Here is a 26903-nt window from a genome sequence, read left to right as displayed (position 1 = left end):
GTGTTACCGGACGCGGACCATGCCGCCCGCCGCATTTCGCCCACGGCGGAACGATCCCGAACCCCCTTCTGCCCGGAGCTGATGATGGCCGACCCCCTGCTCGTGATCTTCGACTGTGACGGCGTTCTCGTCGATTCGGAGATCATCGCCGCGGCGGTAGAGACCGAGATGCTTCAAGGGCAGGGAATCGAGATCGAGGCTTCCGACTTCGCGACGCGCTTTGCCGGGCTGACCTGGCCGACGATCATGCAGCGCCTCGCCGAAGAGACCGGGACACGGTTCCCCAAGGATTTCGCGGCGCGGGTCGATGCCGAGATCGACCGGCGCCTGGAGAGCGAAGTCGAGGAGATTCCCGGCGCGCGGGAGGCGATCGAGCGGCTGACGTTGCCGCGCTGCATCTGCTCGAACTCGTCGACGCACCGGCTTGAACTGATGCTCGACCGTGTCGGCCTGTGGGACGCATTCGTGCCGAACGTCTTCAGCGCCACCGAGGTCGGCGCGAAAAAGGGCAAGCCGGCTCCGGACGTCTTCCTCTACGCCTGCGAGCAGTTTTCCGTTCCTCCGAAGGCGAGCATCGTGATCGAGGATTCGGTCCACGGCGTTGCCGGAGCCACCGCGGCGGGATGCCGTGTCGTCGGCTTCACCGGTGGCCAGCACAGCTATGCCGGCCATGCCGAGCAACTCGCCGAGGCCGGCGCCGAGACGGTGATCAGCCGCCTCGCGGACTTCCCGGCTGTAGTGGAGGCACTGGCGATCTGGTCCGACGCGTAGGCCCGCGCGGCGGCGTCACCGCCGCGCTTTTCGATATGGTCAGACTGGCGCGATGCGCCCCGTCACTCCGGCGGACCCTCGTCGAAACCTGCGTAGATCACCACGCGGGTCTCGTTCGGGTCGAGGGAAATCCCCTGGTCCAGATAGCGGAAGGTCTTCGCCCCGCCGCCGGGTGCGATGGCGACCGCCTGCCGCCCGAGTTCGGAATAGATCACGTCCTCGCCGAGCAGCACGGCGACGCGGATCGGCAGGTTGACCGTCCGCGCTTGTGCCGCCGCGCCCGGGACGATCCGGCCCGCGACGCCGATCTGCATGCGCAGGCGGCCGTCGATGATCCGGCAGTCGCGGTTCGCCTCGCTGATCGAGGCGACATAGTCGACCTGATCGCCGACATTCTTGCGGAGGATCGCGGTTCCCTCGCGAAGCGTCACTTGCGGGCAGAAGCGCGATTCCCCTCCCGCCTCCCATGCCGTTGCCGCGCCCGGCACCTGACCCGGAGCGGCGAGCGCGCCGGCATCTGCCTCCAGCTGCGCACCATTATTGCTCGAGGAGCACGCCGACAGCAGCGCCATCGCGCCGCAGACCATAGCGCCCCGGAGGGCAGTCACCATATGCATCGCTCGGTTCTTCCCTTATTGTGGCGGGCCGTTCTATATCAGCCGGATTGCGGATAGGCGACCGGTACGGCGTCCGACAGGCGACGCATCGACAGCCTCATGCGACCGGAATGCGAAGTGGAGACGACGTGAAATACGTGAGTTCGCGAGGCGAGGCTCCGGTCCTAGGATTTTCCGACGCCCTTCTGGCGGGTCTTGCGAATGACGGCGGCCTGTATGTTCCCGAGACCTGGCCGACGCTCGACGCCGAGACCATTCGCGGCTTTGCCGGTCGCCCCTATGCCGACGTCGCCTTCGACATTCTCCTGCCCTTCGTCGGTGAGGACATTGCGCCTGCCGACCTGAAGCGCATGGTCGACGAGGCCTACGCCACCTTCCCGCATCCGGCGGTCGCACCGCTGGTCCAGATCGGGCCGGCGCATTTCGTGCTGGAGCTTTTCCACGGGCCGACGCTGGCCTTCAAGGACGTGGCGATGCAGCTCATCGCGCGGCTGATGGACCACGTTCTCGCCCAGCGCGGCCGGCGCGCCACCATCGTCGGCGCGACGTCGGGCGACACGGGCGGCGCCGCGATCGCCGCCTTCGCCGGCAGCCACCGCACCGACCTGTTCATCCTGTTCCCGCACGGTCGGGTGTCGCCGGTGCAGCAGCGCCAGATGACGACGTCGGGCGCCGACAACGTCCATGCCGTAGCCGTCGATGGAACGTTCGACGACTGCCAGGCGCTGGTGAAGGCGATGTTCAACGATCGGCGCTTCCGCGAGGAAGCGGCGCTGTCTGGCGTCAACTCGATCAACTGGGGCCGGATCATGTCCCAGATTGTCTACTACTTCACCGCCGCCGCCAGCCTCGGCGCCCCGGATCGGATGGTTTCCTTCACCGTGCCGACCGGCAATTTCGGCGACATCTTCGCCGGCTACGGCGCAAGGCGCATGGGTCTTCCGATCGAGCGGCTGGTGATCGCCACCAACGAGAACGACATCCTGGTGCGTTCGCTGGACCGCGGCCGCTACGAGACCGGCGGCGTCCACGCCACCATGTCGCCCTCGATGGACATCCAGGTCTCGTCGAATTTCGAACGGCTGATCTTCGAGGCGAGCGGCCGCGACGCCGACCTGGTCCGGCGCCTGATGCAGCAGCTCTCCCAGTCCGGCGGGTTCCAGCTGCCTGACCATGTCCTCACGGCCATTCGCGCCGAATTCGATGCGGGTGCGACGAACGAGGCGGAAACCGCCGAGACGATCCGCCGGATGCTCGCGACGACTGCCTATCTCCTCGACCCGCACACCGCCGTGGGCGTGCATGTCGCCGAGACCCACATGTCCCATTCACCGATGATCACGCTCGGCACCGCCCATCCGGCAAAGTTCCCGGACGCGGTGAAGAAGGCCTGCGGCCTCTCGCCGGCCCTGCCGCCCAGCCATGCCGACCTGATGCAGAAACGCGAAACGGTGGACCGCTTGCCCAACGATATCGATGCGATCGAGCAGTATGTTCTCGCGCGTTCCCGCGCGGTCACCCAGGGAGCCGACGCTTGAGCGTCGAGGTCACGCGGCTCGCGAATGGGCTGACGGTCGCCACCGAGACGATGCCGTTGCTGGAAAGCGCGGCGCTCGGCATCTGGGTCAAGGCCGGCGCCCGCGACGAGGCGCCCGCCGAACATGGCATCGCGCATCTGCTCGAGCACATGGCGTTCAAGGGCACCAGCCAGCGCAATGCCCGCCAGATCGCCGAAGAGATCGAGAATGTCGGCGGCGAACTCAATGCCGCCACCAGCGTCGAGACGACGTCCTACTATGCGCGGGTACTCAAGAACGACGTGCCGCTGGCGCTGGACATCCTGACCGACATCCTGATCGATTCCCGCTTCGACGAGCAGGAGCTGGAGCGCGAGCAGCAGGTGATCCTGCAGGAACTCGGCGCCGCCGAGGACACGCCGGACGACATCGTCTTCGATCATTTCCAGGCGACGGCGTTTCGCGACCAGATCATCGGCCGGCCCATCCTCGGCAGCCGCGAAACGGTCAGATCCTTCGAGCCCCATGACCTGCGCCGCTATCTGGCCCGCCATTACGCGCCGGACAACATGATCATCTCGGCGGCCGGCGCGGTGTCCCACCAGGCCATCGTCGACCAGGTAAGCGCCGCCTTCGGCTCCGGCACGGTGTCGCCGCTTCCGATCCGCGCGCAACCGCGGACGCTCGCGAGCTATACCGGCGGCGAGTTCCGCGAGGAACGCGACCTGCAGGACGCGCAGATGGTGCTGGGCTTCGAGGGCCGCCCCTACTACGCCCGCGACTTCTACGCATCGCAGATCCTGTCGCTGATCCTCGGCGGCGGCATGTCCTCGCGACTGTTCCAGGAAATCCGGGAGCGCCGCGGGCTCTGCTACGCGATCTACGCCTTCCACTGGAGCTTCTCCGACAGCGGCATCTTCGGCATCCACGCGGCGACCGGCGAGGAAGAACTGGCGGAACTGGCGCCGGTCATCGTCGAAGAACTGCTCAAGGCCTCCGAGAACATCACGGACGAAGAGGTGACGCGAGCCCGCGCCCAGATGCGCGCCAGCCTTCTGATGTCGCAGGAAAGCCCGGCGGCAAGGGCCGGCCAGATCGCGCGGCAGCTGATGTTCAAGGGCGAGACGATCGCCAACGAGGAACTGATCGCCCGGCTCGACGCCATCGACGCGCCGCGGCTTTCCGATCTCGCCCAGCGCCTTTTCGTCGGCACCAACCCGACGCTCGCCGCCATCGGGCCGCTCTCGCGCCTGCCCGCGCAGGCCGAGATCGCCGGACGCCTGACCAGCGAAAGTGCCGGCGAGGCCAGGATCGCCGCAGGCCGCTGACGAACCGCCATGAGCGTCCTCGACCGCCTCACCGGACCGCAGCTTCCTAGTCTGGCGGGCGACGGTGTCGTGCTGCGCATGCCGCGCCGGACCGACTATGTCGCCTGGCGCGAGTTGCGGGCCGAAAGCCGTGACTTCCTCAGGCCGTGGGAGCCGCTATGGATGGCGGACGAGCTGTCCTGGGAATCCTATCGGCTGCGCCTGCGGCGCTACGGGCAGGAAGCCCGCGAGGGCGCGAGCTTCACGTTCTTCATCTTCGACGCCGACGGCGCGACGCTCTATGGCGGGATCACCGCCGGGCTGATCCGCCGCGGCGTCGCGCAGAACTGCATGCTGGGATACTGGATCGGCCAGCGTTACGCGGGCGCCGGCCTGATGCAGCGCGCGGTCGAGGCGATCAAGCTGTTCGTCTTCGACATCCAGGGCCTGCACCGCATCGAGGCCGCCTGCCTGCCTTCCAACGCCCGCTCGATCAGGCTACTGGAGAAATGCGGGTTTCGCCGCGAGGGGCATCTGCGAAATTACCTGAAGATCGCCGGCCGTTGGGAAGATCATTATCTCTACGCGCTTCTTGCCGAAGAATGGTCGGTTTCGCAGTCCAGGGATGGTGCGAGCAGGACGAGCGGGGCGTAGGCTCGCGATGCACTTTCGCCGACAAGAAGGGGGCATTGCCGCGCGCATGCGATCGATGACGGTATCCGGCAATATCGCAATGGCGCTGATGGCGTTCCTCGTCGCGCTCATTGCCTTGACGATGCCGTCGTTCGCGCTGGAACCGGTCAGCATCTCCCGCGAGGACACGGCGATCGACATGCAGAGCGCCGTGGAGATTTCCCGCGGCGAGGGCCGAAGCTTCCAGGTCTCCACCGTTCCAGGTGCCGACGGCATCGTCCGGCGGATCGAGATCGAGGCGACGTCGCCGCAGGCCTCCGGACTCTGGGCCACCTTCGCGCTGGCGAACAACACCGACGAGCAGCTCGACCGGCTCGTCGTCGCGCCGCACTTCCAACTCGTCGGCTCCGGCATCTGGCGGCCCGACCTCGGCGCGCAGCGCATCGCCTCGATCACCCCGTCGCAGGGGTTTGCGCTCGAGCGCCAGCCCAGCGCCGAAGCCGACATCTTCCTGGTGACGCTCGACCCGGGCGCGGTGGTCACCTTCGTCGCCGAGATGACCGCGAGCCAGTTGCCCGACATCCGGCTTTGGGAACCCAACGCCTACAAGGACACTGTCAACGCCTTCACGCTCTATCGCGGCATCGTGCTCGGCATTGCCGGCCTGCTGGCGGTCTTCCTGACCATCCTGTTCGTGGTCAAGGGATCGGCGATGTTCCCGGCTACGGCGGCCCTCGCCTGGGCGGTCCTTGCCTATATCTGCATCGACTTCGACTTCTGGCAGAAGCTGGTGCCCATCCTGCCAGGCCAGGAGCGGGTATGGCGCGCCAGCACGGAGGTGGCGCTCGCCTTCACGCTGGTGCTGTTCCTGTACACCTATCTGCATCTCAACCGCTGGCACGGCGTCCTGTCGATCTTCACCGTGCTCTGGCTGGCCGCGCTCGGTGCGCTCGGCGGCCTGGCTGCCTTCGATCCGCAGCTGGCTTCGGGCGTCGCGCGGCTCTCGCTGGCCGCGACCGCTGTCGCCGGCCTCGGCCTCATCGGATTCCTGTCCTTCAAGCGGTTCGACCGGGCGATCATGCTGATCCCGACCTGGTGCCTGATCGCACTCTGGCTGTTCGCGGGCTGGATGACGGTGACCGGCCGGATCGACAACGACATCATCCAGCCGGCGCTCGGCGGCGGGCTGGTGCTGATCGTGCTGCTGATCGGCTTCACCGTCATGCAGCACGCGTTCGCCGGCGGCAGTTTTGCGCAGGGGCTCCTGTCGGACATGGAACGCCGCTCGCTGGCGCTATCCGGGACCGGCGACGCCGTGTTCGACTGGGATGTCAGCCGCGACCGCATCTTTGCCGGCGCCGATGGCGACGCCTTGGCCGGGATGCCCATCGCCTCGATGAACGGGCCCGCCCGCGACTGGCTGCCGATCCTCCACCCGGACGATCGCGACCGGTTCAAGCTGACGCTGGACACGATCCTGGAGCACCGGCGCGGCCGGATCACCCAGGAATTCCGGATGCGGGATGAGGACGGCCATTATCACTGGGTCTCGCTGCGGGCGCGCCCGGTACTGGGCAGCGACGGCGAGGTGGTGCGCTGCGTCGGCACGCTGAAGGACGTGACGGAGCGCAAGAAGGCCGAGGAGCGATTGCTCCACGACGCGCTGCACGACCAGCTGACGGGCCTGCCCAACCGCGAGCTGTTCATGGATCGGCTGGAGGCGATCGGCGTCCTGTCGAACACCCGGGAGGACGTCCACCCGACGCTCTTCCTCGTGGACCTCGACCGCTTCAAGCAGGTCAACGACGATTTCGGCATCGCCACCGGAGACACGATCCTTCTCACCGTTGGGCGGCGGCTGAAGCGCATCCTGAAGCCGCAGGATTCGCTGGCGCGGCTGGGCAGCGACCAGTTCGGGCTGATCCTTCTGTCGGAGACCGAGGTCGGGGCAGTCGCCAGCTTTGCCGAGGCGCTGCGCGAGGCGATCAAGGCGCCGATCGCCTTTGCCGGCCGCGAGATCGTCTTGACCGGCTCGATCGGCCTCACCGGATGGACCGAAGCCTCGAACGCCAACGAGGCGCTCAAGGAAGCCGAACTCGCCATGTACCAGGCCAAGCGCTATGGCGGCGACCGGATCGAGCCGTTCCGCCCAGCCTACAAGACCATCGGGTCCGGGCGGCTGCAGCTCGAGGCGGATCTGCGGCGAGCCTTCGAGCGCAACGAGCTGTCGCTGGCGTTCCAGCCGATCGTGCGTCTCGATACCGAGTCCATCGCCGGCTTCGAGGCGTTGCTGCGCTGGGAACACCCGCGCCGCGGCGCTGTCTCGCCAAGCGAATTCGTGCCTATCGCCGAAAGTACCGGGCTGATCGTCCAGCTCGGCCAGTTCGCGCTGGAGGAGGCGGCCAAGCGTCTCAGCGACTGGCACCTGATGACGTCCGACCCGACGATCTTCGTGTCGGTCAACATCTCCAGCCGGCAGCTGATCCGCCAGGACCTGATCGCGGACGTCCGCACCGTCGTGTCGCGCTACCGCCTGCCGCCGGAATCGCTGAAGCTGGAACTCACCGAATCCCTGGTGATGGACAACCCGGAACGCTCGGCGCAGCTGCTCGCCCGTCTCCGGGAGATCGGCGTCGGCCTCTCGCTCGACGATTTCGGCACCGGCTATTCGTCACTCGCCTATCTGATGCGCTTCCCGTTCGACACGCTGAAGATCGACCAGTCTTTCCTGCGCAACAACACCCAGCCGCAGCGGCCGATCATCCTCAACTCGATCGTGACGATGGCGCACGACCTCGGCCTGAAGGTGGTGGCGGAGGGCATCGAGAGCGAGTCCGACCTCAACCTCCTGCGCCAGCTGAACTGCGAGTTCGCCCAGAGCTTCCTGTTCTCGCAGCCGCTGACGGTCGACCAGGCGCGCAAGATGCTGCTCGACCAGATGGGCGTGAAACGCGCCAGCTGAGCCGGCTTCAGGCGTGGCCGGCCTCGCTGGTCAGGAACGCCGCGTCGACACCCAGCAGCGCCAAGGCCCGCCCGTATTTGTCTTCGAGCTTGCTGTCGAACACGATCGACAGATCGGCCTTGCAGGTCAGCCAGCCATTGGCCGCGATCTCGCCTTCCAGCTGGCCTGGGGCCCAGCCGGAATAGCCGAGCGCCATGATCGCCGTGCGCGGGCCGATCCCTTGCGAGATCGCCTTGAGGATATCGAGGGTCGGCGTCAGCGATATGCGCTCGGCGACCGAGACGGTGGACTCAGAATCGTAGTCGTCGGAATGCAGGACGAAGCCCCGCCCCCGCTCCACCGGCCCGCCCATGCAGACCGACACTTCGCGGCCGCCCCCGGGCAGCCTGATGTCGTCCTCGCTTTCGACGATGCCGAGCTGGGTCAGGAGCTCCGGGAAGCTGACATGCTGGGGCTTGTTGATGATGAAGCCCATCGCGCCGTTCGGCGAGTGGGCACAAACGTAGATCACCGTCCTGTTGAACGGCTCGGCATCGAGCGCGGGCATCGCGATGAGGAAATGACCCTCGAGGGAATCCGCGGCAGTCTCTTCGATATCGTCTCTCACCATCGTCAACCTCGATCATCCTTTCCGCGACCGTTGCCTATCGTGGCACCGCGGCGGCATTCCGACCAGAGCAAGATAGTCACGACCTGCGCCCAATGCCTGCCGGTCGCGCGATTTTGAGTGGCTGGCGCCTGTCGTGCCGGCTATGCATCGTCTCCCTCCCGCTGCGCGGGGCCACTGCCGGCAACCGGAGAGTGATGCGCTTTCTCGAAAACCGCTTCGCAGCAACTTTAATCTGCGTCCTGATGACCACCGGCCTCGCCGAGGCCGGTTCCGTCGGCGCCGCTGCGCCTGAGCCGATGACGGTCCGCCTCACCACCGCGCCGGCTGGAGCAGACGGCAGCGTGCGCGGCGCGCTGCTCCTTGATCTGGCCCCCGGCTGGAAGACCTACTGGGTGGATCCAGGCACCTCCGGAATCCCGCCGACCATCGATTTCGCCGCGACTTCCGGGCTTGGCCATGCCGAGCTGCATTTTCCGGCGCCGCATCGCTTCGGCGAGGGGCTGGCGCGAGCCAACGGCTACAATCGGTCATTGGCAGTGGCGTTCGAGCTGGCGCCGGCGACCGGTGCGGAACTTGGCCCTGTGGCAGCCTCGGTCATGATGGGTGTCTGCCGCGAGATCTGCGTCCCGGTTCAGGCGACTCTGACGGCGGCGGAAGCAGATGCGGGCGCCGTCCAGGCGGCGTTCGCCGCGCTTCCGGAAAGAGGCGAGGCGCCTGCCGAGCTTGCATCCGCCCGGCTCGCCGGCGACATGCTGACCGTTGCCATCACCCGCCCGGAACAGGGTGGAACGTCCGCTCCGCGCGACGATGCAGACCTTTTCGTCGCAGGTCCCGCCGGCTGGTATTTCGATGAACCGGACGCGCCGGCCCGCCAGGGCGACAGGCTGGTGTTCCAGGTACCGGTGCTGGAGCGCCCGCGCGGCGAGGCGGGTCCGCCCGAACGCGTCGACGTGGTGTTCACCGACGGCGCGGGCGCGCTGGAGGCGAAGGGCCTTGCGGTCGCTCCGTCGCGGTAGCGCCGGCTCGACAAAGCGCCGCATTGCTCCAGATGCGCCCTCGCGGGCGGTTGCCGGCAGCCGACCGGGGGCGTTCCGGGAAGGGAAAGACACGACATGGCTATCGGCATCGGCGACAAGATCCCCAACGCGACACTGAAGACCCGGACGTCCGACGGCCCGGTCGACCTGTCGACCGCGGAAATCTTCGGCGGCAAGAAGGTCGTGCTGTTCGGAGTGCCCGGCGCGTTCACGCCCACCTGCACGATGAACCACCTCCCCGGCTTCCTGACCTACAACGAGGAGATCCGGGCCAAGGGCGTCGACACGATCGCCGTGGTCGCCATCAACGACATCCACGTGATGAGCGCCTGGGAAAAGTCCACGGAAGCCGCCGGCAAGATCACCTTCCTGTCGGACGGCAACGGCGAATTCACCAAGGCGCTTGGACTCGACATCGACCTGTCGGTCGCCGGTCTCGGCACGCGCTCCAAGCGCTATTCGATGATCGTGGAGGACGGCGTCGTGACGGCGCTGAATGTCGAGGATTCGCCGGGCCGGGCCGACACGTCTTCAGCCGAAGCGCTGCTCGAACAGCTCTGACCGCCCAGCCGGCTTCGACGCCGAGGCGCCGGAGCCGGTCCGGTCAGCCGGCGACCTTCTTCTTGAACGGCGCCATGCCGGCTCGGGCCAGTTCGTCGGCACGCTCGTTCAGCTCGTTGCCGTCATGGCCGCGCACCCAGTGGAAGGTCACGTCGTGGCGACCCTTCTCCTCCTCGAGGCGCTGCCACAGCTCGGCGTTCTTCACCGGCTTGCGGTCGGCGGTCTTCCAGCCATTGCGCTTCCAGCCATGGATCCACTTGGTGATCCCGTCCCGCATGTACTGGGAATCGGAATAGATATCGACGGCGCAAGGCCGCTTCAGCGCGGCGAGCGCCTCGATCACCGCCATCAGTTCCATGCGGTTGTTGGTGGTCAGGGCCTCGCCGCCCTTCAGCTCCTTCTCGGCGCCGTTGAAGCGCAGGATCGCCGCCCAGCCGCCGGGGCCGGGATTGCCCGAACAAGCACCGTCCGTATGGATCTCGACCCTGTCCCCGCTCTCGCCGCTCATTGCGTCACCCGTTCGAGATCGAAGCCGTATTCGGCAGCGCTTGCCACTGCACGGTGGAAGCGCAGCTTGCGCAGATATTCGCGCGGGTCCTTCTTGGTCACGAAGGACCCCTCGGGCACGTTCAGCCAGTCATAGAGCCGCGTCAGCATGAAGCGCATCGACGCGCCGCGGCACAGGATCGGCAATGCGGCAACCTCGTTCGCACTCAGCGGACGCACGCCGGCATAGCCCTCGATCAGGCCGCGTCCCTTGGTGACGTTGAAGCTGCCGTCCGGCTCGAAGCACCAGGCGCAGAGGCCGATCGCGAGGTCGTAGGCGAGGAGGTCGTTGCAGGCGAAATAGAAGTCGATCAGGCCGGACAGTTCGCCTGCGAGGAAGAAGACGTTGTCCGGAAACAGGTCGGCATGGATGATGCCGGCGGGCAGATCGGCAGGCCAGTTCGCCTCGAGATACGACAGCTCTTCGTCGATGGCGGCGGCGAGGCCCGGCTCGATCTCGTCGACGCGATCGCCGCAGCTCTCGAAAAGCGGTCGCCATTCACCGAGCGACAGACCATTCTCGCGTCGGAGCCCGAAATCGCGTGCCGCCGCGTGCATTCCCGCCATGGCCGCCCCGACGGCCCGGCAGTGGTCGGCGGTCGGCCGGCGCGTCCACATGCCTTCGAGGAAGGTGAAGATGGCGCCGGGCCGGCCAGCGAGCTCGCCGAGGGCTTCGCCCACCTTGGTGTGGACCGGGAGGGGGCAGGAGATGCCGCGCTCGGCCAGGTGCTCCATCAGTCCGACGAAGAACGGCAGGTCGGCACGGTTCACGCGCTTTTCGTAGAGCGTCAGGATGAAGGTGCCGGCTTCGGTCCGCAGCAGGAAGTTGGAGTTCTCCACCCCTTCGGCGATGCCCTTGTAGCTCAGCAGCGCGCCGAGGTCGTAGTCGGCGAGAAAGCTGGCGAGTTGCGTTTCCGAGATATCGGTATAGACCGCCACGACGTTCAGTTCCGGCCGCTGACGAAGGCCATGTCGGCGGCCGTCAGGGGCGTCTCGCGCAGCGAGCGCATGACCGGGAAGTTCTCGGTCTCCTCGGCGGTCCGCACCAGCTCGACGGTCACCTCGAATCGGTCGCGAAACGCGTCCACGATTGCGTCGACGAGGATCTCCGGCGCCGAGGCGCCGGCGGAAAGCGCGACAACGCCACCCGGCGGGACGCTGTCCCACGGCAGGTCCGCCACCCCCTCGACGAGGGCGCCCTGCATCGCACCCGCCCGCTCGGCTACTTCGACGAGCCGCTTGGAGTTCGACGAGTTCGGCGCACCCACGACGAGGAACAGATCGGCGCCCGGCGCTGCCGCCTTCACCGCGTCCTGCCGGTTTGTCGTCGCGTAGCAGATCGACTCGGACGACGGCGCCTGCATGTCCGGGAACCGCGCCTGCAGCGCCGCGATGATGCCGCTGGTGTCGTCGACGGACAGGGTGGTCTGGGTGACGAAGCCGAGTGCCGCCGGATCGGCCGGCACGAAGGCTTCGACGTCGGCCTCGGTCTCGATCAGCGTGACCTCGCCCGGCAGCAGCTGGCCCATCGTGCCGATCACCTCCGGATGGCCCTTGTGGCCGACCAGCAGCACGTGGCGGCCGCGCTTGACGTGCAGCATGGCCTGCTTGTGGACCTTGGAGACCAGCGGACACGTCGCGTCGAGATAGAGCATCTCGCGGGCCGCCGCCGCGGCCGGCACGGATTTCGGCACGCCATGGGCGGAGAAGACCACCGGCTGGCCGTCATCCGGCACATCGTCGAGTTCCTTGACGAAGACCGCGCCCATGTTGCGCAGCCCCTCGACGACGTAGCGGTTGTGGACGATCTCGTGGCGGACATAGACCGGTGCGCCGTGCTTCTTCAGCGCCAGCACGACGATCTGGATCGCCCGGTCGACGCCAGCGCAGAAGCCGCGCGGCTCGCACATGCGGATCGTCAGTTTCGGCTTGGCGTCTGAATTGAACAAACAAGGCTCCGGGGCTGGGGCGGCGTCGCCCGGCCGAATGAAGGGATGGGACCTGCCGGTGTCAAGGCTTGCGGGCGCGCCAGTCGCTCACCACCAGCAGCACGGTCATGACGATGAGCACGAGGCCGATCCCGTACCACGTCACGGCGTATTGCAGGTGGTTGTTTGGAATCTCGACCACCGTCGTGCCTCCGACCGGCCAGCCGCCGGGGGCGCTGCCGGGACCGGCATCGACGAAGAACGGCAGGATGCGCACGCCGGGCGGGATTGCCAGGCCCTCGGCCATCGAGTCGACGTCGCGCCAGAAGAAGGTGTTTCCGGCGGGGTCGTTGTCGGGGACGAAGAAGCCCGGCTCCTCGGTCGGCGCGTTGCGGGCGAGCCCGGTGATGGTTACCGGGCCTTCGACCTGGCCTTCCCGGCGGGTCGCCGGGTCGCGGCGGTCGTAGGGCACGAAGCCGCGATTGACGAAGACCAGCCGGTCCCCTTCGGTGAGCAGCGGCACGTAGACGTTCCAGCCTGACTGCCCGTCGAACGTCGACAGGAAGTATCGCTCGCCATCGTTGAGGAAGCGGCCTTCGACAGTCGCCGGCGTGTAGTCGACATCGCCGGTGGCGGCAAACTGCGCTTCGAGCGCGTCGAGATCGATCGGATCGGAAACGATGCGCTGGTCGATCCGCGCGACGAGCGCTTCCTTCCACTGCAACCGCTCCACCTGCCAGGTGCCGAGCGCCATCAGGATGACGATGCCGACGAGACAGGCGAAGAGCGCGAACCAGTAGCGGCCGCGGCTCATGCGGAAGGGCGCGGCCGGCCCGCCCGGGATAGTCGCCGGTTCATTCGCCATGGTCGAGACGGCCTTCCGCCGCGCGGTGCTTGTATTGCAGGGCGATCATCAGGCCTTTCAGCGCCCGCAGCAGCGGCAGCGCGAGCGCGAGGATCAGCGGCAGCCAGAGCACGAGATGCACCCAGAGCGGCGGGTTGAAGCTGACCTCGACCCAGAGCGCCAGTCCGCAGACGACGAAGCCGATGATCAGGATGACGAAGACCGCCGGCCCATCGCCGGAATCGATGAAGGCGAAGTCGAGATCGCAGTTCGAGCAGCGCGGAGCCACCGTCAGGAAGCCGGCGAACAGCTTGCCCTCGCCGCAGCGTGGACAGCGCCCCAGAATCCCGGCACGCGTCGGGTCGGCCAATGCCCGGTCGGGCTGCTGTTCGCTCATGCGGTTGTTCCCTGAAGCGAAGAAGGCGGCTGCATTGCTGCGCCGCCTCCTCCAAGGTCGCTCTGTGAAGCGCGGACTACATGTGGTGGATCACGCCACCCCAGCTGCCCCAGACATAGATGCTGAAGAACAGGAACAGCCAGACGACGTCGACGAAGTGCCAGTACCAGGCCGCCGCCTCGAAGCCGAAATGCTTCTCCGGCGTGAACTGCCCCTTCATCGCGCGGATCAGACAGACGATCAGGAAGATCGTCCCGACGATGACGTGGAAGCCGTGGAAGCCGGTCGCCATGAAGAAGGTCGAGCCATAGATCGAGCCGGCGAAGGCGAAGGGCGCGTGAGCGTATTCATAGTACTGCACGTAGGAGAAGATCAGGCCGAGCAGCACGGTCAGCGCCAGGCCCCAGACCAGCCCCTTCCGGTCGTTGTGCAGCAGGGCGTGGTGCGCCCACGTCACTGTCGTGCCCGACAGGAGCAGGGTCACCGTGTTGAACAGCGGCAGATGCAGCGGGTCGAGCACCTCGATCCCGACCGGTGGCCACTGGCCTCCCAGCACTTCGGTCCGCGCCGCCTGCACCGCCTCGTTCGGGAACAGGCTGGCATCGAAGAACGCCCAGAACCACGCCACGAAGAACATCACCTCGGAGGCGATGAACATGATCATGCCGTAGCGCAGGTGCATCGACACGACCGGCGTGTGCGCGCCCTCCTGGCCTTCCTTGATGGCATCCGCCCACCACGCGTACATGACGTAGAGCACGATCGCGAGACCGACGAAGAAGATCCACGGCGTCGCCAGGTCGATCCCGAAGACCAGGAACTGGTTGCCGGACAGGTAGCGCATGTAGCTGACCGCGCCGATCATCATGATGAACGCGCCGACCGAAGCGATGAACGGCCACGGGCTCGGATCGATGATGTGATAGTCGTGATGCTTGGCGTGCGTGTCTGCCATCGCGGTTCCCCGGTCTCCCTCACTGCTCGGCGATCTGACTACAAGAGATCGGCGGCAAACTCCAGCTTGCGTAAGTTCCCGCGCCGGCGCTTACGCGCGGCGCGAGACGTCAAAGATTGTCGGTCGCGGCGTCCGTTTCGCCCTTGTCCGGCGCTGTCGCCACCGGTTCGGAGACGCTCTCCTGCGGGAAGAACGTATAGGACAGCGTAATCGCCCTGCCGTTCCGCAGTTCCTCCGACTCCAGGATGTCCGGATCGACAAAGAACACGACCGGCATGTCCATCTCCTCGCCCGGCTGGAGCGTCTGGTTGTCGAAGCAGAAGCAGGCGATCTTGTTGAAGTACAGGCCGGCAGCATCGGGTGTGACGTTGTACGTCGCCTGCGCCGTCACCGGCCTGTCCGAATCGTTGCGCACATGAAAGCTGGTCTGCCGAGTCTCCCCGAGCTTGACGCTGATCTCGCGCTCGTTCGGCCCGAAACGCCAGGGCAGGCCCGGGGTCACGTTGCCGTCGAACCGCACGACGATCGAATTGTCCACCAAGCGGCCTGACTCGCCCTCCGCACGCTGCGTCGTCCCGCCATAGCCAGTGACCTGGCAGAAAAGCTCGTAGAGCGGCACGGAAGCGTAGGCGGCGCCGACCATCCCGAACGCGAAGGCGGCGCAGGCGACCGCGATGATCCTGCCGCGACGCGCAGTCTTCGCAGTCAGAGTGCCAGGACGTTCGCTCGGTTCGCCGCTCATGCCGACATCTTCGCCAGGGACACGAAATAGAAGATTACGACAAGCGCGACCAGAATGATCCCGATCGCGATGTTGCGATTCCGCCGGGCCTTCTGCTCGGCTGCGGTGAGCCGGACGCCATCATCAGCCATCTCAGAGCCCACCCGTAGAAACCATGCCGCCGACGATCCCTTCGACGAGCAAGATGGCGAAGAGACCGAACAGATAGAAGATCGAAAAGGCAAACAGCTTCTTCGCCGGGACCATCTGGGCATCGCCATCCGGCATTCTCAGCGTCGCATAGGCATGGCGCAGGAAGTTCGCGCCAAGGACGATCGCAGCGATGCCGTAGACCGGCCCGGCGAAACCGAGCAGCCAGGGAGCCACCGCAACGGGGACCAGGATCAGCGAATAGAGGAATATCTGGTTCCGCGTCGCCCGCTCGCCGGCGACGTTGGGCAGCATCGGCACCCCGGCGCTGCCATAGTCCTTGAGCTTGAACAGCGCCAGCGCCCAGAAATGTGGCGGCGTCCAAAGGAAAATGATCAGGAACAGGACAATGCTCTCGAGCGCCACCCCACCGGTCACCGCGGCCCAGCCGATCATCGGAGGAAACGCGCCGGCGGCACCGCCGATGACGATGTTCTGCGGCGTCCGGCGCTTCAGGCCCATCGTGTAGATGACGGCGTAGAAGAAGATCGTGAAGGCGAGCAGCGCGGCCGCGAACCAGTTGGTGGCAAGGCCGAGCATCATCACCGAAAGGCATGAGAGACCGACGCCGAAGCCCAGCGCCGTCTCGGGCGCAATGCGGCCGGCGGCGACCGGACGCTGCGCGGTGCGGGTCATCAGGCGATCGATGTCCGCGTCGTACCACATGTTGAGTGCGCCGGAGGCACCGGCACCCATGGCGATCGACAGGATCGCGATGAACGCCAGAGTCGGGTGCAGATCGCCCGGTGCCATGACGAGGCCGGTGATCGCGGTCAGGACGACCAGCGACATGACCCGCGGCTTCAGAAGCGCCAGGAAATCCCGCGGCTCGGCGAGGCTCACCCTGTCGGGAGCGGCCGCTGTGCTGGTGGCATCGAGAAACGTCAAATCAACCTCGGACTGCTCCGGTCGACCGGTTCATCCGGTCCGGTGGGCCGCCGCCCCGGAAGACGGCAGCCGCTTCTTGTTTCCACCCGTCGGCCGGTCGGCCGCAGGTGTATCGCTGCCTTACTTGACGCGCGGCAGCGTCTCCCACTGGTGGTAGGGCGGCGGCGACGGCAGCTGCCACTCGAGCGTGGTCGCCCCCTCGCCCCAGGGATTGGCGCCGGCGACGCGCTTCTTCGAGAAGGCCTCGAAGACGGTGTAGAGGAACACCAGCACCGCGACGGCAGAGATGTAGGAGCCCATCGAGGAGACGAAGTTCCAGCCGGCGAAGGCTTCCGGGTAGTCGACGTAGCGGCGCGGCATGCCCGCGGCGCCCAGGAAATGCTGCGGGAAGAACAGGATGTTCACGCCCCCGAACGTCATCCAGAAGTGAATTTTGCCGAGCGTCTCGTTGTACATGTACCCGGTCATCTTCGGGAACCAGTAGTACCAGCCCGCGAAGATGGCGAAGACGGCACCCAACGACAGCACGTAGTGGAAATGCGCGACGACGTAGTAGGTGTCGTGCAGCACCCGGTCCATGCCGGCATTGGCCAGCTTGACGCCGGTGACGCCACCGACGGTGAACAGGAAGATGAAGCCGATCGCCCAGAGCATCGGCGTCTTGAAGGACAGCGAGCCGCCCCACATCGTCGCGATCCAGGAGAAGATCTTAATGCCGGTCGGCACCGCGATCACCATCGTGGCGAACACGAAATAGCGCTGCGTGTTGAGCGAGATGCCGGTCGTGTACATGTGGTGCGCCCACACGACGAAGCCGACCACGCCGATCGCGACCATGGCGTAGGCCATGCCCAGATAGCCGAAGACCGGCTTGCGGGAGAAGGTCGAGATGATGTGGCTGACGATGCCGAAAGCCGGCAGGATCAGGATGTACACCTCGGGGTGACCGAAGAACCAGAACAGGTGCTGGAACAGGATCGGGTCGCCGCCGCCCGACGGGTCGAAGAAGGTCGTCCCGAAATTACGGTCGGTGAGCAGCATGGTGATGGCACCGGCCAGGACCGGCAGCGAAAGCAGCAGCAGGAAGGCGGTGACCAGCACGGACCATGCGAACAGCGGCATCTTGTGCAGGGTCATGCCCGGCGCGCGCATGTTCAGGATGGTGGTGATGAAGTTGATCGCACCGAGGATCGACGAGGCACCGGCGATGTGCAGCGCGAAGATCGCGAGATCAACCGCCGGACCCGGATGGCCTGACGTCGACAGCGGCGGATACATGGTCCAGCCAGTGCCCGCACCGGTGGAGCCCGGCGCGCCTTCGACGAACATCGACAGGATCAACAGCGGGAACGACACCGCCAGGAGCCAGAAGGAGATGTTGTTCAGTCGCGGGAACGCCATGTCCGGCGCGCCGATCATGATCGGCACCATCCAGTTGGCGAAGCCGCCGATCAGCGCCGGCATGACCATGAAGAAGATCATGATCAGGCCATGGCCCGTCGTGAAGACGTTGTACATCTGCGGGTCGCCGAAGATCTGCAGACCCGGCTCCTGCAATTCCATGCGCATCGCGACCGACAGCGCGCCGCCGATGATACCGGCACCGATCGCGAAGATCAGGTAGAGCGTACCGATGTCCTTGTGGTTGGTCGAATAGACCCAGCGCGTCCAGCCGGTCGGCTTGTGGTCGCCATGGGCGTCGTGAGTGGCTCCGTAAGCCATGTCGATCTCCCTCGAACCCTAGTTTTAACGGCCGGCCACGGCGACATCGCCGGCGGTCTGAATTGCTGCGGTCAACGCCGCATTGGCGCCGTCGAGGTCTTCGGCAGCGGCCGCGTACCAGCTGGCGAACTGTTCCTGCGACACGACGCGGACGGCGATCGGCATGTTGTAGTGAGCCTGCCCGCAGAGCTCGGAGCACTGCCCGTAGAAGATGCCCTCGCGCAGCGGCTCCATGAAATACTCGTTGATCCGGCCGGGGACCGCATCGACCTTCACGCCCATCGACGGCAGGGCGAAGGCGTGGATCACGTCGGCCGAGGTCGAGAGGATGCGGATCACGGTGTTCACCGGAACGACCATCTCGTTGTCGACGGCCAGGAGATGCGGATAGACGCCGCGGTCTTCCTTGCCGGAACCGTCACGGTCCTCCTCGAGCAGCGGATAGGATTCGAACGACACCGGCTCGGCGGCCGCTTCGCCCTCGGTCTCGATCGGCTGGTACTCGTATCCCCAGAACCACTGGTAGCCGGTGGTCTTTATCGTCAGCTCCGGTTCGCGCGGCGGGTTGTACTGCGCGGTGAGGAGCTGGAAGGACGGCACCGCCAGGAACAGCAGGATGATCACCGGCGCTAGCGTCCACACGACCTCGATCGTCGTGTTGTGGCTGGTGCGCGATGGCGTGGGATTGCGGTGGGCGGCGTAGCGATAGATGCACCAGGCCAGGAGCGCGGCCACGAGAGCCGTGATCGGAATGATGAATGCCAGCGTGTAATTGCTGAACCAGTGGATCTGCGCCTCGATCGGCGAAAGCGCCTCCTGCAGCCCCATCTGCCATGGGTGTGGCTGTCCCGGGATCACGGCGGCATCCTGTGCCGACGCGGTGCCGGCCCCTCCCAGAAACGCCGCGGCGGCGAAGAACGATCGTCTCACTCGCATTATCTCCATCTGTCGCACCCGCGGCAGCCCTCGATCATCGATGAAATGCGACAGACAGGCGCCGATGCCTGCATGCCCACACATATCAGAAAACGAATATATCTGGCGGTCCACCGCTTCAAACCACGAAACCCGGCCCGCCGCAACATCTTAGAAGCGTCATAAGCTTGCGACAAAATCGCGAAACTTGCCGTCGGCTGCCGCCGCAAGCGGTGCGGCTTGGCTGGAAGGGCCTGCAAGGAACGCGCGCCGCGTGCTAGGCTGGCGCCAGCGATGCATGGTCGCCTCTCGAAACGTCCCGGCGCCTCGTGCGATAAGCAATTGTTTACCATGCCCGCGCCACATCGATGCGAGCGCGTGATTCGGATTTTTCCCATGACAAGAATCTCTCGGCCCCTTCTTGCGGCCCTCATCCTCGCCGGTCTCGGCGCCAGCCTCCCGGCTGCCGCCCAGTCCGGGGCGACCGGGACCGTGAAATCCCAGCATGGCTCCTGGGCGGTGGTGTGCGACGAGCCCGCCGGGGCGACCGGCGAGCAATGCGCGCTCCTGCAGAACGTCGTGGCCGAGGATCGGCCGGAGGTCGGGTTGTCCATCGTCGCGCTGAAGACCGCCGACCAGCAGGCGCGGATCCTGCGGATCCTGGCACCGCTGGGCATCCTCCTGCCAAATGGGCTCGGTCTGTACGTTGACGGCAAGGATATCGGCCGTGCCCAGTTCGTCCGCTGCTTCCAGGACGGATGCTACGCCGAAGTCATTCTCGCCGACGAGCTGCTGGCCACGCTTTCGGCCGGCACCACCGCGACCTTCATCGTCTTCCAGACGCCGGAGCAGGGAATCGGCATCCCGGTCGACCTGGCCGGCTTCAAGGACGGCTTCGACGCCCTGCCGTAGATCCCGGCTCTGGCGCAGCTCGATCGAGGACGGTTGGCAGGACGGCTGCGCGACCATATCTGCGCCGCGACAGTCGCCACCCGAGGAGTCACCCATGACAGCGTCGCTGATCGAGCGCTTCGACATTTCCCGCGCCGAGATCGATGCGATCCTCGGCGAGACCCTGACCGACGCCGATGACGGGGAACTCTTCCTCGAATACCGGGAATCGGAATCGCTGGTCTTCGACAATGGCCGGCTGAAATCCGGCAATTTCTCGATGGACCAGGGTTTCGGGCTGCGCGCGGTCGCCGGCGAGGCGGTCGGCTATGCCCATGCCGGCGATTTTTCCGAAGCGGCGTTGAAGCGCGCGGCGAGCGCCGTCGCGGCGGTCAAGACCGGCCATCACGGCACCTATGCCGAGCCCCCTGCCGGCACCAACCGTAAGCTCTATGGCGACGAGAACCCGATCCCGACGCCGGGCTTCGAGGCGAAGGTCAAGCTGCTGCAGGAGATCGACGCGTATCTGCGGGCGAAGGGTGACGACGTCCGGCAAGTGTCGGCGACGCTCGGCGCGCAGTGGCAGACGGTGGAGATCCTGCGCGCCGACGGCCGCCTTGCCAGGGACATCAGGCCGCTGGTGCGGATCAACATCTCGGTCGTGTGCGGCGCCGGCGACCAGCAGGAGTCGGGCTCGTTCGGGGCCGGCGGCCGCACCGGGCTCGCGGAATTCCTCGTCCCCGAGAACTGGCAGGCGATCGCCGACAAGGCGCTTCAGCAGGCACGCACCAATCTGACCGCCGTTCCCGCCCCGGCCGGGACGTTCGACATCGTGCTCGGCTCGGGCTGGCCGGGCGTCATGCTGCACGAGGCGGTAGGCCACGGGCTCGAGGGTGATTTCAACCGCAAGAAAACCTCGGCCTTCTCCGGTCTCATGGGCCAGCAGGTCGCAGCCAAGGGCGTCACCGTCGTCGACGACGGCACCATCGCGGAGCGGCGCGGCTCGCTGACCATCGACGACGAGGGAACGCCCACCAACCGCACCGTGCTGATCGAGGACGGCAAGCTCGTCGGCTACATGCAGGACCGCCAGAACGCCCGGCTGATGGGCGTCAATCCCACCGGCAACGGGCGACGCCAGTCCTATGCCCACTCCCCGATGCCGCGCATGACCAATACGATGATGCTCGCCGGGCCGCACGAGCCGGCGGAGATCATCGCTTCGGTGAAGGACGGCATCTACGCGGTCTCCTTCGGCGGCGGGCAGGTGGACATCACCTCCGGCAAGTTCGTGTTCGGCTGCACCGAGGCCTACCGGATCCGCGACGGCAAGGTGGCCGAGCCGCTGAAGGGCGCCATGCTGATCGGCAACGGACCAGAGGCGATGCACCGGGTATCGATGATCGGCAACGACGTCGCGCTGGATACCGGCGTCGGCATGTGCGGCAAGAACGGCCAGGGCGTTCCGGTCGGCGTCGGCCAGCCGCATCTGCGGATGGACCAGATCACGGTCGGCGGCACGGAGACCTGAGGCGCGGGAGCGGCACCCTCGCTAAGTGCCGCCGCCCCTTACGGATAAAGCCGCTCGATCCGCCAGGCGCCGGCGTCGCCGTCGCGGCTGAACAGTGCTCGGTCATGCAGGCGGAAGGCGCCGTCGTGCCAGAACTCGATCTGCTGGGGCACGAGGCGGAAGCCCGACCAATGCGGCGGCCGGGGGACGGCACTGTCGCCGTACTGGTCGCCGAGTTCGGCGACGCGCGCCTCCAGCACCGCCCGGCTCTCGAGCGGGCGCGACTGCGCCGAGGCCCAGGCGCCGATGCGGCTGCCCAGCGGCCGCGAGGTGAAATAGGCGTCCGCCTCGGCTTCGCTGACCACCTCGACCGGCCCACGGACCCGGACCTGACGACGCAGCGATTTCCAGTGGAAGCACATTGCGGCCTTGCGCGACGCGAGGAGCTGGCGCCCCTTGCTGCTCTCGAAATTGGTGTAGAAGACGAAGCCCGCCGCGTCGAAATCCTTGAGCAACACCATCCGAACGTCGGGCAGGCCCGTCTCGTCCACAGTCGCCAGAGCGAGGGCGTTCGGGTCGTTGGGCTCGCTCGCCTCGGCCTCCGCCAGCCAATTGGCGAAAAGGCCGAACGGGTCGTCCCCCACAGGTCTTTCACCAAGGGTTAAGGCTTCATTCGCCATATTCGCTGTGTTCCTTGCAACGGGGAACGCCCCCTGATTCGCAGGCGGGCGTGGCGCGGCAACAGATAAGAGATCGATGGCACGAATCCACCTCCTCGCGGCCAGCGTTCTTTCCTTGGGACTCGGCGGTTGCGTCGTCTCCGGCCCGGGCCTTGGCGGAATGGTCGACGCGGAACTGGTCACCGGCTCGATTGCCCGCCCCGAGCCCGCCGCCGCGCCGAACGAGGAACTCGCCTCCGACGAACGCACGGTGCGCAACGCCGTCTCGACGGCCGACATCAAGGGCGGCGCGGTACGGCACGCCTGGGCCAATCCCCAGACCGGCGCCAACGGCGTCCTGACCGCGATCAGGGAGGTTCGCGACGGGCCCCGGATCTGTCGCAGCTTCCAGACTTCCCGCCAGCGCTTCGACGGCATCGCGCTCTATCACGGCGAGGCCTGCACGGTCGGCGAAGGCGAGTGGGCGCTCGTGAGCTTCAACGAAGCAGGAAGCTGAGCAGCCTGACCTCGAGGCAGGCCTTAAATTTCCAGTGGAAGCGGTCCATATAACCCCTCAGCGCGGGCGGCCCCGCGCGTCGTGCCGTATGCCATCACCGTACTTGAAGGACCTCTTGCCAGATGCGCGATCCCTACGCCGTCCTCGGCGTCGCCAAGTCGGCGAGCGAGAAGGAGATCAAGACTGCCTTTCGCAAGCTCGCGAAGCAGTATCATCCGGACGCGAACGCCAACGATCCAAGTGCCATCAACCGTTTCAACGAAGCCAACCAGGCGTACGAGATCCTGGGCGACAAGGAGAAGCGGGCGCAGTTCGATCGCGGCGAGATCGACGCCGAAGGCAAGCAGAAGTTCCAGGGCTTCTCGGGCGCGCCGTTCGGCGGCGCCAGGCGCGGCGCTCGGCCCGGCGGCTTTGAATTCCGCTCGTCCGGCGGAACCGAGGATTTCGGCGCGGAGGGCATTTTCTCCGACTTCTTCGAACAGGCGTTTTCCGGCGGTGCCGGACGGCGGGGCGGCGCGGAAGGCGCGGGGTTCACCGCCGCACGCAACGCCGCGTCCAAGGGTGCGGACCTCAACGCGCGGCTGGCGGTCAGGCTCGAGGACATCATCGCGGGCGACAAGGTCGAAGCGGAATTTCCAACCGGAAAGCGGCTCGCCATCCGCCTGCCCGACGGGGTCGAAGATGGCCAGACCATCCGCCTGAAGGGCCAGGGCCAGCCTTCGCCCTTGCCTGGGGGCAAGGCGGGCGATGCGCTGGTGACGATCAGCTTCGTGCCGCATCCGCGCTTCCGCGTCGACGGGCGCGATCTCGTGCACGAATTGGATCTGCCGCTGCAGACCGCGGTCATCGGTGGCAAGGTGGAGGTGGAGGCCATCAATGGCCGGGTGTCTCTCAGGATCCCGCCCTGGACGAGTTCGGGCAAGACTTTCCGCCTGAAGGGCAAGGGCCTGACGACGAAAACGGGCGATCGAGGCGATCTCCTCGTCACGGTGCGGGTTGTGTTGCCGAAGCACGATCCCGAGCTCGAGGCGTTGTTTCGCCAGCGCGCCGAGCAGGAACCCGCCGCCGGCTGACGGTCCGACGCGGCCACCGCGCTTGATGGTCCGGCGGGGCTGTGCCATACCCGCCGCCGTCTAAACCACCCATTGCAGTAGGTCCGGGGGATTCGCGCCATGGCTCATTCAACCGGATTGATGAACGGCAAGCGCGGCCTCGTGATGGGGGTGGCGAACAACCGTTCCATTGCCTGGGGCATCGCCAAGGCGCTTGCCGAGCAGGGCGCCGAGATCGCCCTCACCTATCAGGGCGAGGCCCTGAAGAAGCGAGTCGAGCCGCTCGCCGCCGAACTCGGCGCCTTCGTCGCCGGCCATTGCGACGTCGCAGACAGCGCCAGCATCGATGCGGTGTTTGCGGGCCTCGAGGCACGGTGGGGCAAGCTGGACTTCCTGGTGCACGCCATCGGCTTTTCCGACAAGGACGAGCTTACCGGTCGCTATGTCGACACGTCCGAAGGCAATTTCACCAAGACCATGCTGATCTCGGTCTATTCCTTCACGGCGGTCGCGCAGCGGGCCGAGAAGCTGATGACCGATGGCGGCTCGATGCTGACGCTGACCTATTACGGCGCCGAGAAGGTGATGCCGCACTACAACGTCATGGGCGTCGCCAAGGCTGCGCTCGAGGCCTCGGTGCGCTATCTGGCCGTCGATCTCGGCAAGCAGAAGATCCGCGTCAACGCGATCTCGGCGGGCCCGATCAAGACGCTCGCCGCGTCCGGCATTGGCGATTTCCGCTACATCCTGAAGTGGAACGAGTACAACGCGCCGCTGAAGCGGACGGTAACGATCGACGAGGTCGGCCAGTCCGCGCTGTATCTCCTCTCCGACATGTCGACTGCCGTCACCGGGGAAATCCACCATGTCGATTCGGGCTACCACACGGTCGGCATGAAGGCGGTCGACGCACCGGATATTTCCGTCGTCAAGGACGTCCCGTAAGCGGGCCCGCGCTGGCGCCGGCATGAGCCTGCCCCTGCTCTATCTGTGCCGCCATGGCCTGACGGCCTGGAATGCGGAGGGACGCCTGCAGGGTCAGGAGGACGTGCCGCTGACTCCTCGCGGCCGGGACCAGGCGGCCCGCAACGGGCTGTACCTGCGCAATGTCCTGGGCGAGAAGGCCGCTTCGCTGCGCTTCATCTCCAGCCCGCTGTCGCGGACCGTCGAGACGATGCGGATCATCCGCGGACAGCTCGGCCTCGAGCCCGACGATTTCGACCGCGACGCCCGGCTGGTCGAGCTGCATTTCGGCGACTGGCAGGGCTCCACGCTGGCCGAGATCGCAGCGCGCGACCCCGGGCGGATCGCCGCCCGCAAGGCCGACAAATGGCATTTCGTGCCGCCCGGCCCGCAGGGCGAAAGCTACGAGATGCTCGAACAGCGCGTCGGCCCGGTGTTCGACGAGTTGGACGTCCCGACGCTGATCACCGCCCATGGTGGCATCACCCGCAGCTTCCTGCGGCGCCATGCCGGGATGGACCCCGATACCGCGGCCCGCTTCGGCGTGCCGCAGGACCGGATCCTGCGCTGGCAGGACGGCGAAGTTGCCTGGGTCTAGGCTCCTCGGTGAGGTTCAGACGAGGCGTATCGTTCCTAGCGGATGCTGCTCGTCATAGATCAACACGACATCCATGCCGGGCTTGACCCCATCGAAATTGAAGCCGTCGGGAAGCATGTAGACGAGGCCGTCGCTGAGGCGGATTTCCGCCCGCTCGCGATCGACTGCCTCGATCGTCCCGTCGACCTCCTGAGCCATCGACGGAATCTGCATCGCGACCGTCAGCACCGAACTGGCGAAAAAAGCGAGTATCTGCCTGGTCATCGAACTGCCTCCTGCGATCTCCGCCGCGAACCCTGGCTCTGCGCCGCGGCACCTTGCGAGCCAGTGGCCCGCGCACCGGCAAACTCGAACCGGATTGTGTCGGAAGTGGCGCGGAAAGCTTTACGATGTGTTGCGTTTCGTTGCATTTGACCGAATTGGTTAAAGGCGCCTACACCGCCCTCTTGCCAGTACGTGCCATCTTGGCGGAGTTACATGTCCCACAACACGTTCGGTCACCTTTTTCGCGTCACGACCTGGGGCGAGAGCCACGGCCCGGCGATCGGCTGCGTGGTCGACGGCACGCCGCCTGGCGTCCGTTTTTCAGAAGCCGCAATCCAGGCGTTCCTCGATCGGCGCCGGCCCGGTCAGTCGCGCTATACGACCCAGCGCCAGGAACCGGATCAGGTGCGGGTGCTGTCCGGCGTCGTGCCCGGCGAGGCGGAGGGCGAGCTGGTCGCCACGGGGACGCCGATCGCGCTGGAGATCCAGAACGTCGATCAACGGTCGAAGGATTACTCCGAGATCGCGCAGCGCTACCGCCCCGGCCACGCCGACATCACCTACGACATCAAGTACGGGGTTCGCGATCACCGCGGCGGGGGTCGCTCGTCGGCGCGTGAGACCGCGACGCGGGTCGCAGCCGGCGCCATTGCCCGGCTGATCGTGCCGGGCCTGAGGGTGCGGGCGGCGCTGGTGCAGATCGGCGCGATCGCCATCGACCGGAGCCGCTGGGACTGGAGCGAGGTCGACCGCAACCCGTTCTTCTGCCCCGACGCCGAGACCGCCGAACACTGGGCCGAGCATCTGGACGCGGTGCGCAAGGCCGGCTCCTCGGTCGGCGCCATCGTCGAGGTCGTCGCGGAGGGCGTGCCGGCGGGTCTCGGTGCGCCGGTCTACGGCAAGCTCGACGCCGACATCGCCGCCGGGCTGATGTCGATCAACGCCGTCAAGGGCGTCGAGATCGGCGACGGTTTCGAGGCGGCGCGGCTCAGCGGCGAGGACAATGCCGACGAGATCAGGATCGGCCCGGACGGCAAGCCGGAGTTCCTGTCCAACCACGCGGGCGGTATTCTCGGTGGCATCTCCACCGGCCAGCCGGTTGTGGCGCGCTTCGCCGTTAAGCCGACCTCGTCGATCCTGACGCCCCGACGCTCGATCGACGCGGCGGGCACCGAGGTCGACGTCATGACCAAGGGTCGGCACGACCCCTGCGTCGGCATCCGCGCAGTGCCGATCGGCGAGGCGATGGTGGCCTGCGCGATTGCCGATCACTATCTGCGTCATCGCGGCCAGACCGGACGGATCTGA

General features: G+C 66.5%; 29 protein-coding genes. 14 read left to right on the top strand and 15 right to left on the bottom strand.

What is annotated here, in order from left to right:
- The first annotated feature begins 84 nt into the window (after positions 1-84).
- Positions 85-771, top strand: a complete 687-nt coding sequence (locus GGR03_RS10215; protein WP_183207613.1) for an HAD family hydrolase — start codon at positions 85-87, stop codon at positions 769-771.
- Between the two features lie 62 nt (positions 772-833).
- Here GGR03_RS10215 and GGR03_RS10210 read toward each other — a convergent pair whose 3' ends face one another.
- On the bottom strand, positions 834-1382 hold the full coding sequence (locus tag GGR03_RS10210; RefSeq protein ID WP_183207611.1) for a hypothetical protein: 549 nt from the start codon (positions 1380-1382) through the stop codon (positions 834-836).
- A gap of 134 nt (positions 1383-1516) precedes the next feature.
- Here GGR03_RS10210 and thrC point away from each other — a divergent pair, with 134 nt between their 5' ends.
- Genes thrC through GGR03_RS10190 form a run of 4 tightly spaced genes read left to right on the top strand, consistent with a single transcriptional unit; the run spans position 1517 to position 7807 of the window.
- Positions 1517-2926, top strand: a complete 1410-nt coding sequence (gene thrC / locus GGR03_RS10205; RefSeq protein WP_183207609.1) for a threonine synthase — start codon at positions 1517-1519, stop codon at positions 2924-2926.
- Positions 2923-4233 (top strand): M16 family metallopeptidase, encoded by a 1311-nt coding sequence (locus GGR03_RS10200; protein ID WP_183207607.1) that lies wholly within the window; start codon positions 2923-2925, stop codon positions 4231-4233. The genes thrC and GGR03_RS10200 overlap by 4 nt, the downstream gene beginning before the upstream one ends.
- Positions 4234-4242: 9 nt before the next feature.
- A complete protein-coding gene (locus GGR03_RS10195; RefSeq protein WP_183207605.1) occupies positions 4243-4866 on the top strand; it encodes a GNAT family N-acetyltransferase in 624 nt (207 codons plus the stop codon).
- A gap of 46 nt (positions 4867-4912) precedes the next feature.
- Entirely contained in the window at positions 4913-7807 is a 2895-nt protein-coding gene (locus tag GGR03_RS10190; protein ID WP_183207603.1) for an EAL domain-containing protein, read from the top strand.
- A gap of 7 nt (positions 7808-7814) precedes the next feature.
- Here the strand turns inward: GGR03_RS10190 and GGR03_RS10185 are convergent, their stop codons facing one another.
- Positions 7815-8417 carry a YqgE/AlgH family protein gene (locus GGR03_RS10185; protein ID WP_183207601.1) on the bottom strand — a complete coding sequence of 201 codons (603 nt, stop codon included), beginning with the start codon at positions 8415-8417 and terminating at the stop codon, positions 7815-7817.
- A 194-nt stretch (positions 8418-8611) separates the two neighbouring features.
- On the opposite strand from GGR03_RS10185, the gene GGR03_RS10180 reads away from it, so the two are divergent.
- Positions 8612-9433 carry a protein-disulfide reductase DsbD domain-containing protein gene (locus GGR03_RS10180; protein WP_183207599.1) on the top strand — a complete coding sequence of 274 codons (822 nt, stop codon included), beginning with the start codon at positions 8612-8614 and terminating at the stop codon, positions 9431-9433.
- Between the two features lie 96 nt (positions 9434-9529).
- A complete protein-coding gene (locus GGR03_RS10175) occupies positions 9530-10015 on the top strand; it encodes a peroxiredoxin (RefSeq protein WP_183207597.1) in 486 nt (161 codons plus the stop codon).
- Positions 10016-10058: 43 nt separating this feature from the next.
- Here GGR03_RS10175 and rnhA read toward each other — a convergent pair whose 3' ends face one another.
- The 11 genes from rnhA to coxB form a co-directional block, all read right to left on the bottom strand.
- Positions 10059-10523, bottom strand: a complete 465-nt coding sequence (gene rnhA / locus GGR03_RS10170) for a ribonuclease HI (RefSeq protein WP_183207595.1) — start codon at positions 10521-10523, stop codon at positions 10059-10061.
- Positions 10520-11500 carry a homoserine kinase gene (locus GGR03_RS10165; protein ID WP_183207592.1) on the bottom strand — a complete coding sequence of 327 codons (981 nt, stop codon included), beginning with the start codon at positions 11498-11500 and terminating at the stop codon, positions 10520-10522. The genes rnhA and GGR03_RS10165 overlap by 4 nt, the downstream gene beginning before the upstream one ends.
- A 5-nt stretch (positions 11501-11505) precedes the next feature.
- Positions 11506-12471, bottom strand: coding sequence for a 4-hydroxy-3-methylbut-2-enyl diphosphate reductase (gene ispH, locus GGR03_RS10160; RefSeq protein ID WP_246367860.1), 966 nt, complete (start codon positions 12469-12471; stop codon positions 11506-11508).
- A gap of 100 nt (positions 12472-12571) precedes the next feature.
- Entirely contained in the window at positions 12572-13354 is a 783-nt protein-coding gene (locus tag GGR03_RS10155) for an SURF1 family protein (protein WP_183207588.1), read from the bottom strand.
- On the bottom strand, positions 13344-13730 hold the full coding sequence (locus GGR03_RS10150; RefSeq protein WP_183207586.1) for a DUF983 domain-containing protein: 387 nt from the start codon (positions 13728-13730) through the stop codon (positions 13344-13346). Before GGR03_RS10150 ends, GGR03_RS10155 begins: the two co-directional genes overlap by 11 nt.
- 76 nt (positions 13731-13806) lie before the next feature.
- Positions 13807-14685 (bottom strand): cytochrome c oxidase subunit 3, encoded by an 879-nt coding sequence (locus GGR03_RS10145; protein WP_183207584.1) that lies wholly within the window; start codon positions 14683-14685, stop codon positions 13807-13809.
- A gap of 109 nt (positions 14686-14794) precedes the next feature.
- Positions 14795-15427 carry a cytochrome c oxidase assembly protein gene (locus tag GGR03_RS10140; RefSeq protein WP_183207581.1) on the bottom strand — a complete coding sequence of 211 codons (633 nt, stop codon included), beginning with the start codon at positions 15425-15427 and terminating at the stop codon, positions 14795-14797.
- Positions 15424-15558: a hypothetical protein gene (locus GGR03_RS24610; protein WP_281378983.1), complete on the bottom strand. Its 135-nt coding sequence runs from the start codon at positions 15556-15558 to the stop codon at positions 15424-15426. Before GGR03_RS24610 ends, GGR03_RS10140 begins: the two co-directional genes overlap by 4 nt.
- Before the next feature lies 1 nt (position 15559).
- A complete protein-coding gene (locus GGR03_RS10135; RefSeq protein WP_183207579.1) occupies positions 15560-16504 on the bottom strand; it encodes a heme o synthase in 945 nt (314 codons plus the stop codon).
- A 120-nt stretch (positions 16505-16624) separates the two neighbouring features.
- Positions 16625-18226 (bottom strand): cytochrome c oxidase subunit I, encoded by a 1602-nt coding sequence (ctaD, locus tag GGR03_RS10130; RefSeq protein WP_183207577.1) that lies wholly within the window; start codon positions 18224-18226, stop codon positions 16625-16627.
- Positions 18227-18250: 24 nt separating this feature from the next.
- Entirely contained in the window at positions 18251-19162 is a 912-nt protein-coding gene (coxB, locus tag GGR03_RS10125) for a cytochrome c oxidase subunit II (RefSeq protein ID WP_183208007.1), read from the bottom strand.
- A gap of 375 nt (positions 19163-19537) precedes the next feature.
- Between coxB and GGR03_RS10120 the strand changes: the two genes are divergently transcribed.
- Together GGR03_RS10120 and tldD are read left to right on the top strand one after the other, a co-directional pair.
- Positions 19538-20053, top strand: a complete 516-nt coding sequence (locus GGR03_RS10120; protein ID WP_183207575.1) for an invasion associated locus B family protein — start codon at positions 19538-19540, stop codon at positions 20051-20053.
- 94 nt (positions 20054-20147) lie between these two features.
- The gene (gene tldD / locus GGR03_RS10115; RefSeq protein WP_183207572.1) at positions 20148-21563 is read left to right on the top strand and encodes a metalloprotease TldD; all 1416 of its coding nucleotides are present in this window, start codon (positions 20148-20150) and stop codon (positions 21561-21563) included.
- Positions 21564-21601: 38 nt separating this feature from the next.
- Here the strand turns inward: tldD and pdxH are convergent, their stop codons facing one another.
- Positions 21602-22222 carry a pyridoxamine 5'-phosphate oxidase gene (pdxH, locus tag GGR03_RS10110; protein WP_183207570.1) on the bottom strand — a complete coding sequence of 207 codons (621 nt, stop codon included), beginning with the start codon at positions 22220-22222 and terminating at the stop codon, positions 21602-21604.
- A gap of 76 nt (positions 22223-22298) precedes the next feature.
- Between pdxH and GGR03_RS10105 the strand changes: the two genes are divergently transcribed.
- The 4 genes from GGR03_RS10105 (at position 22299) to GGR03_RS10090 (ending at position 25331) form a co-directional block, all read left to right on the top strand.
- Positions 22299-22718 (top strand): RT0821/Lpp0805 family surface protein, encoded by a 420-nt coding sequence (locus GGR03_RS10105; RefSeq protein ID WP_183207568.1) that lies wholly within the window; start codon positions 22299-22301, stop codon positions 22716-22718.
- Positions 22719-22840: 122 nt separating this feature from the next.
- Entirely contained in the window at positions 22841-23791 is a 951-nt protein-coding gene (locus GGR03_RS10100; RefSeq protein ID WP_183207566.1) for a DnaJ C-terminal domain-containing protein, read from the top strand.
- Positions 23792-23890: 99 nt separating this feature from the next.
- Positions 23891-24715, top strand: a complete 825-nt coding sequence (gene fabI, locus GGR03_RS10095) for an enoyl-ACP reductase FabI (protein WP_183207565.1) — start codon at positions 23891-23893, stop codon at positions 24713-24715.
- A gap of 22 nt (positions 24716-24737) precedes the next feature.
- Positions 24738-25331 carry a histidine phosphatase family protein gene (locus tag GGR03_RS10090; protein ID WP_183207563.1) on the top strand — a complete coding sequence of 198 codons (594 nt, stop codon included), beginning with the start codon at positions 24738-24740 and terminating at the stop codon, positions 25329-25331.
- Between the two features lie 15 nt (positions 25332-25346).
- Here the strand turns inward: GGR03_RS10090 and GGR03_RS10085 are convergent, their stop codons facing one another.
- A complete protein-coding gene (locus tag GGR03_RS10085; RefSeq protein WP_183207561.1) occupies positions 25347-25595 on the bottom strand; it encodes a DUF1344 domain-containing protein in 249 nt (82 codons plus the stop codon).
- A gap of 213 nt (positions 25596-25808) precedes the next feature.
- Here GGR03_RS10085 and aroC point away from each other — a divergent pair, with 213 nt between their 5' ends.
- Positions 25809-26903 (top strand): chorismate synthase, encoded by a 1095-nt coding sequence (gene aroC / locus GGR03_RS10080; RefSeq protein ID WP_183207559.1) that lies wholly within the window; start codon positions 25809-25811, stop codon positions 26901-26903.

The organism is Aurantimonas endophytica (assembly GCF_014196845.1).
In the GTDB taxonomy this organism is placed as follows: Bacteria; Pseudomonadota; Alphaproteobacteria; order Rhizobiales; family Rhizobiaceae; genus Aurantimonas; species Aurantimonas endophytica.
The sequence above is the reverse complement of the archived record's forward strand: the minus strand, read 5'-3'. Positions and strand labels throughout refer to the sequence as shown.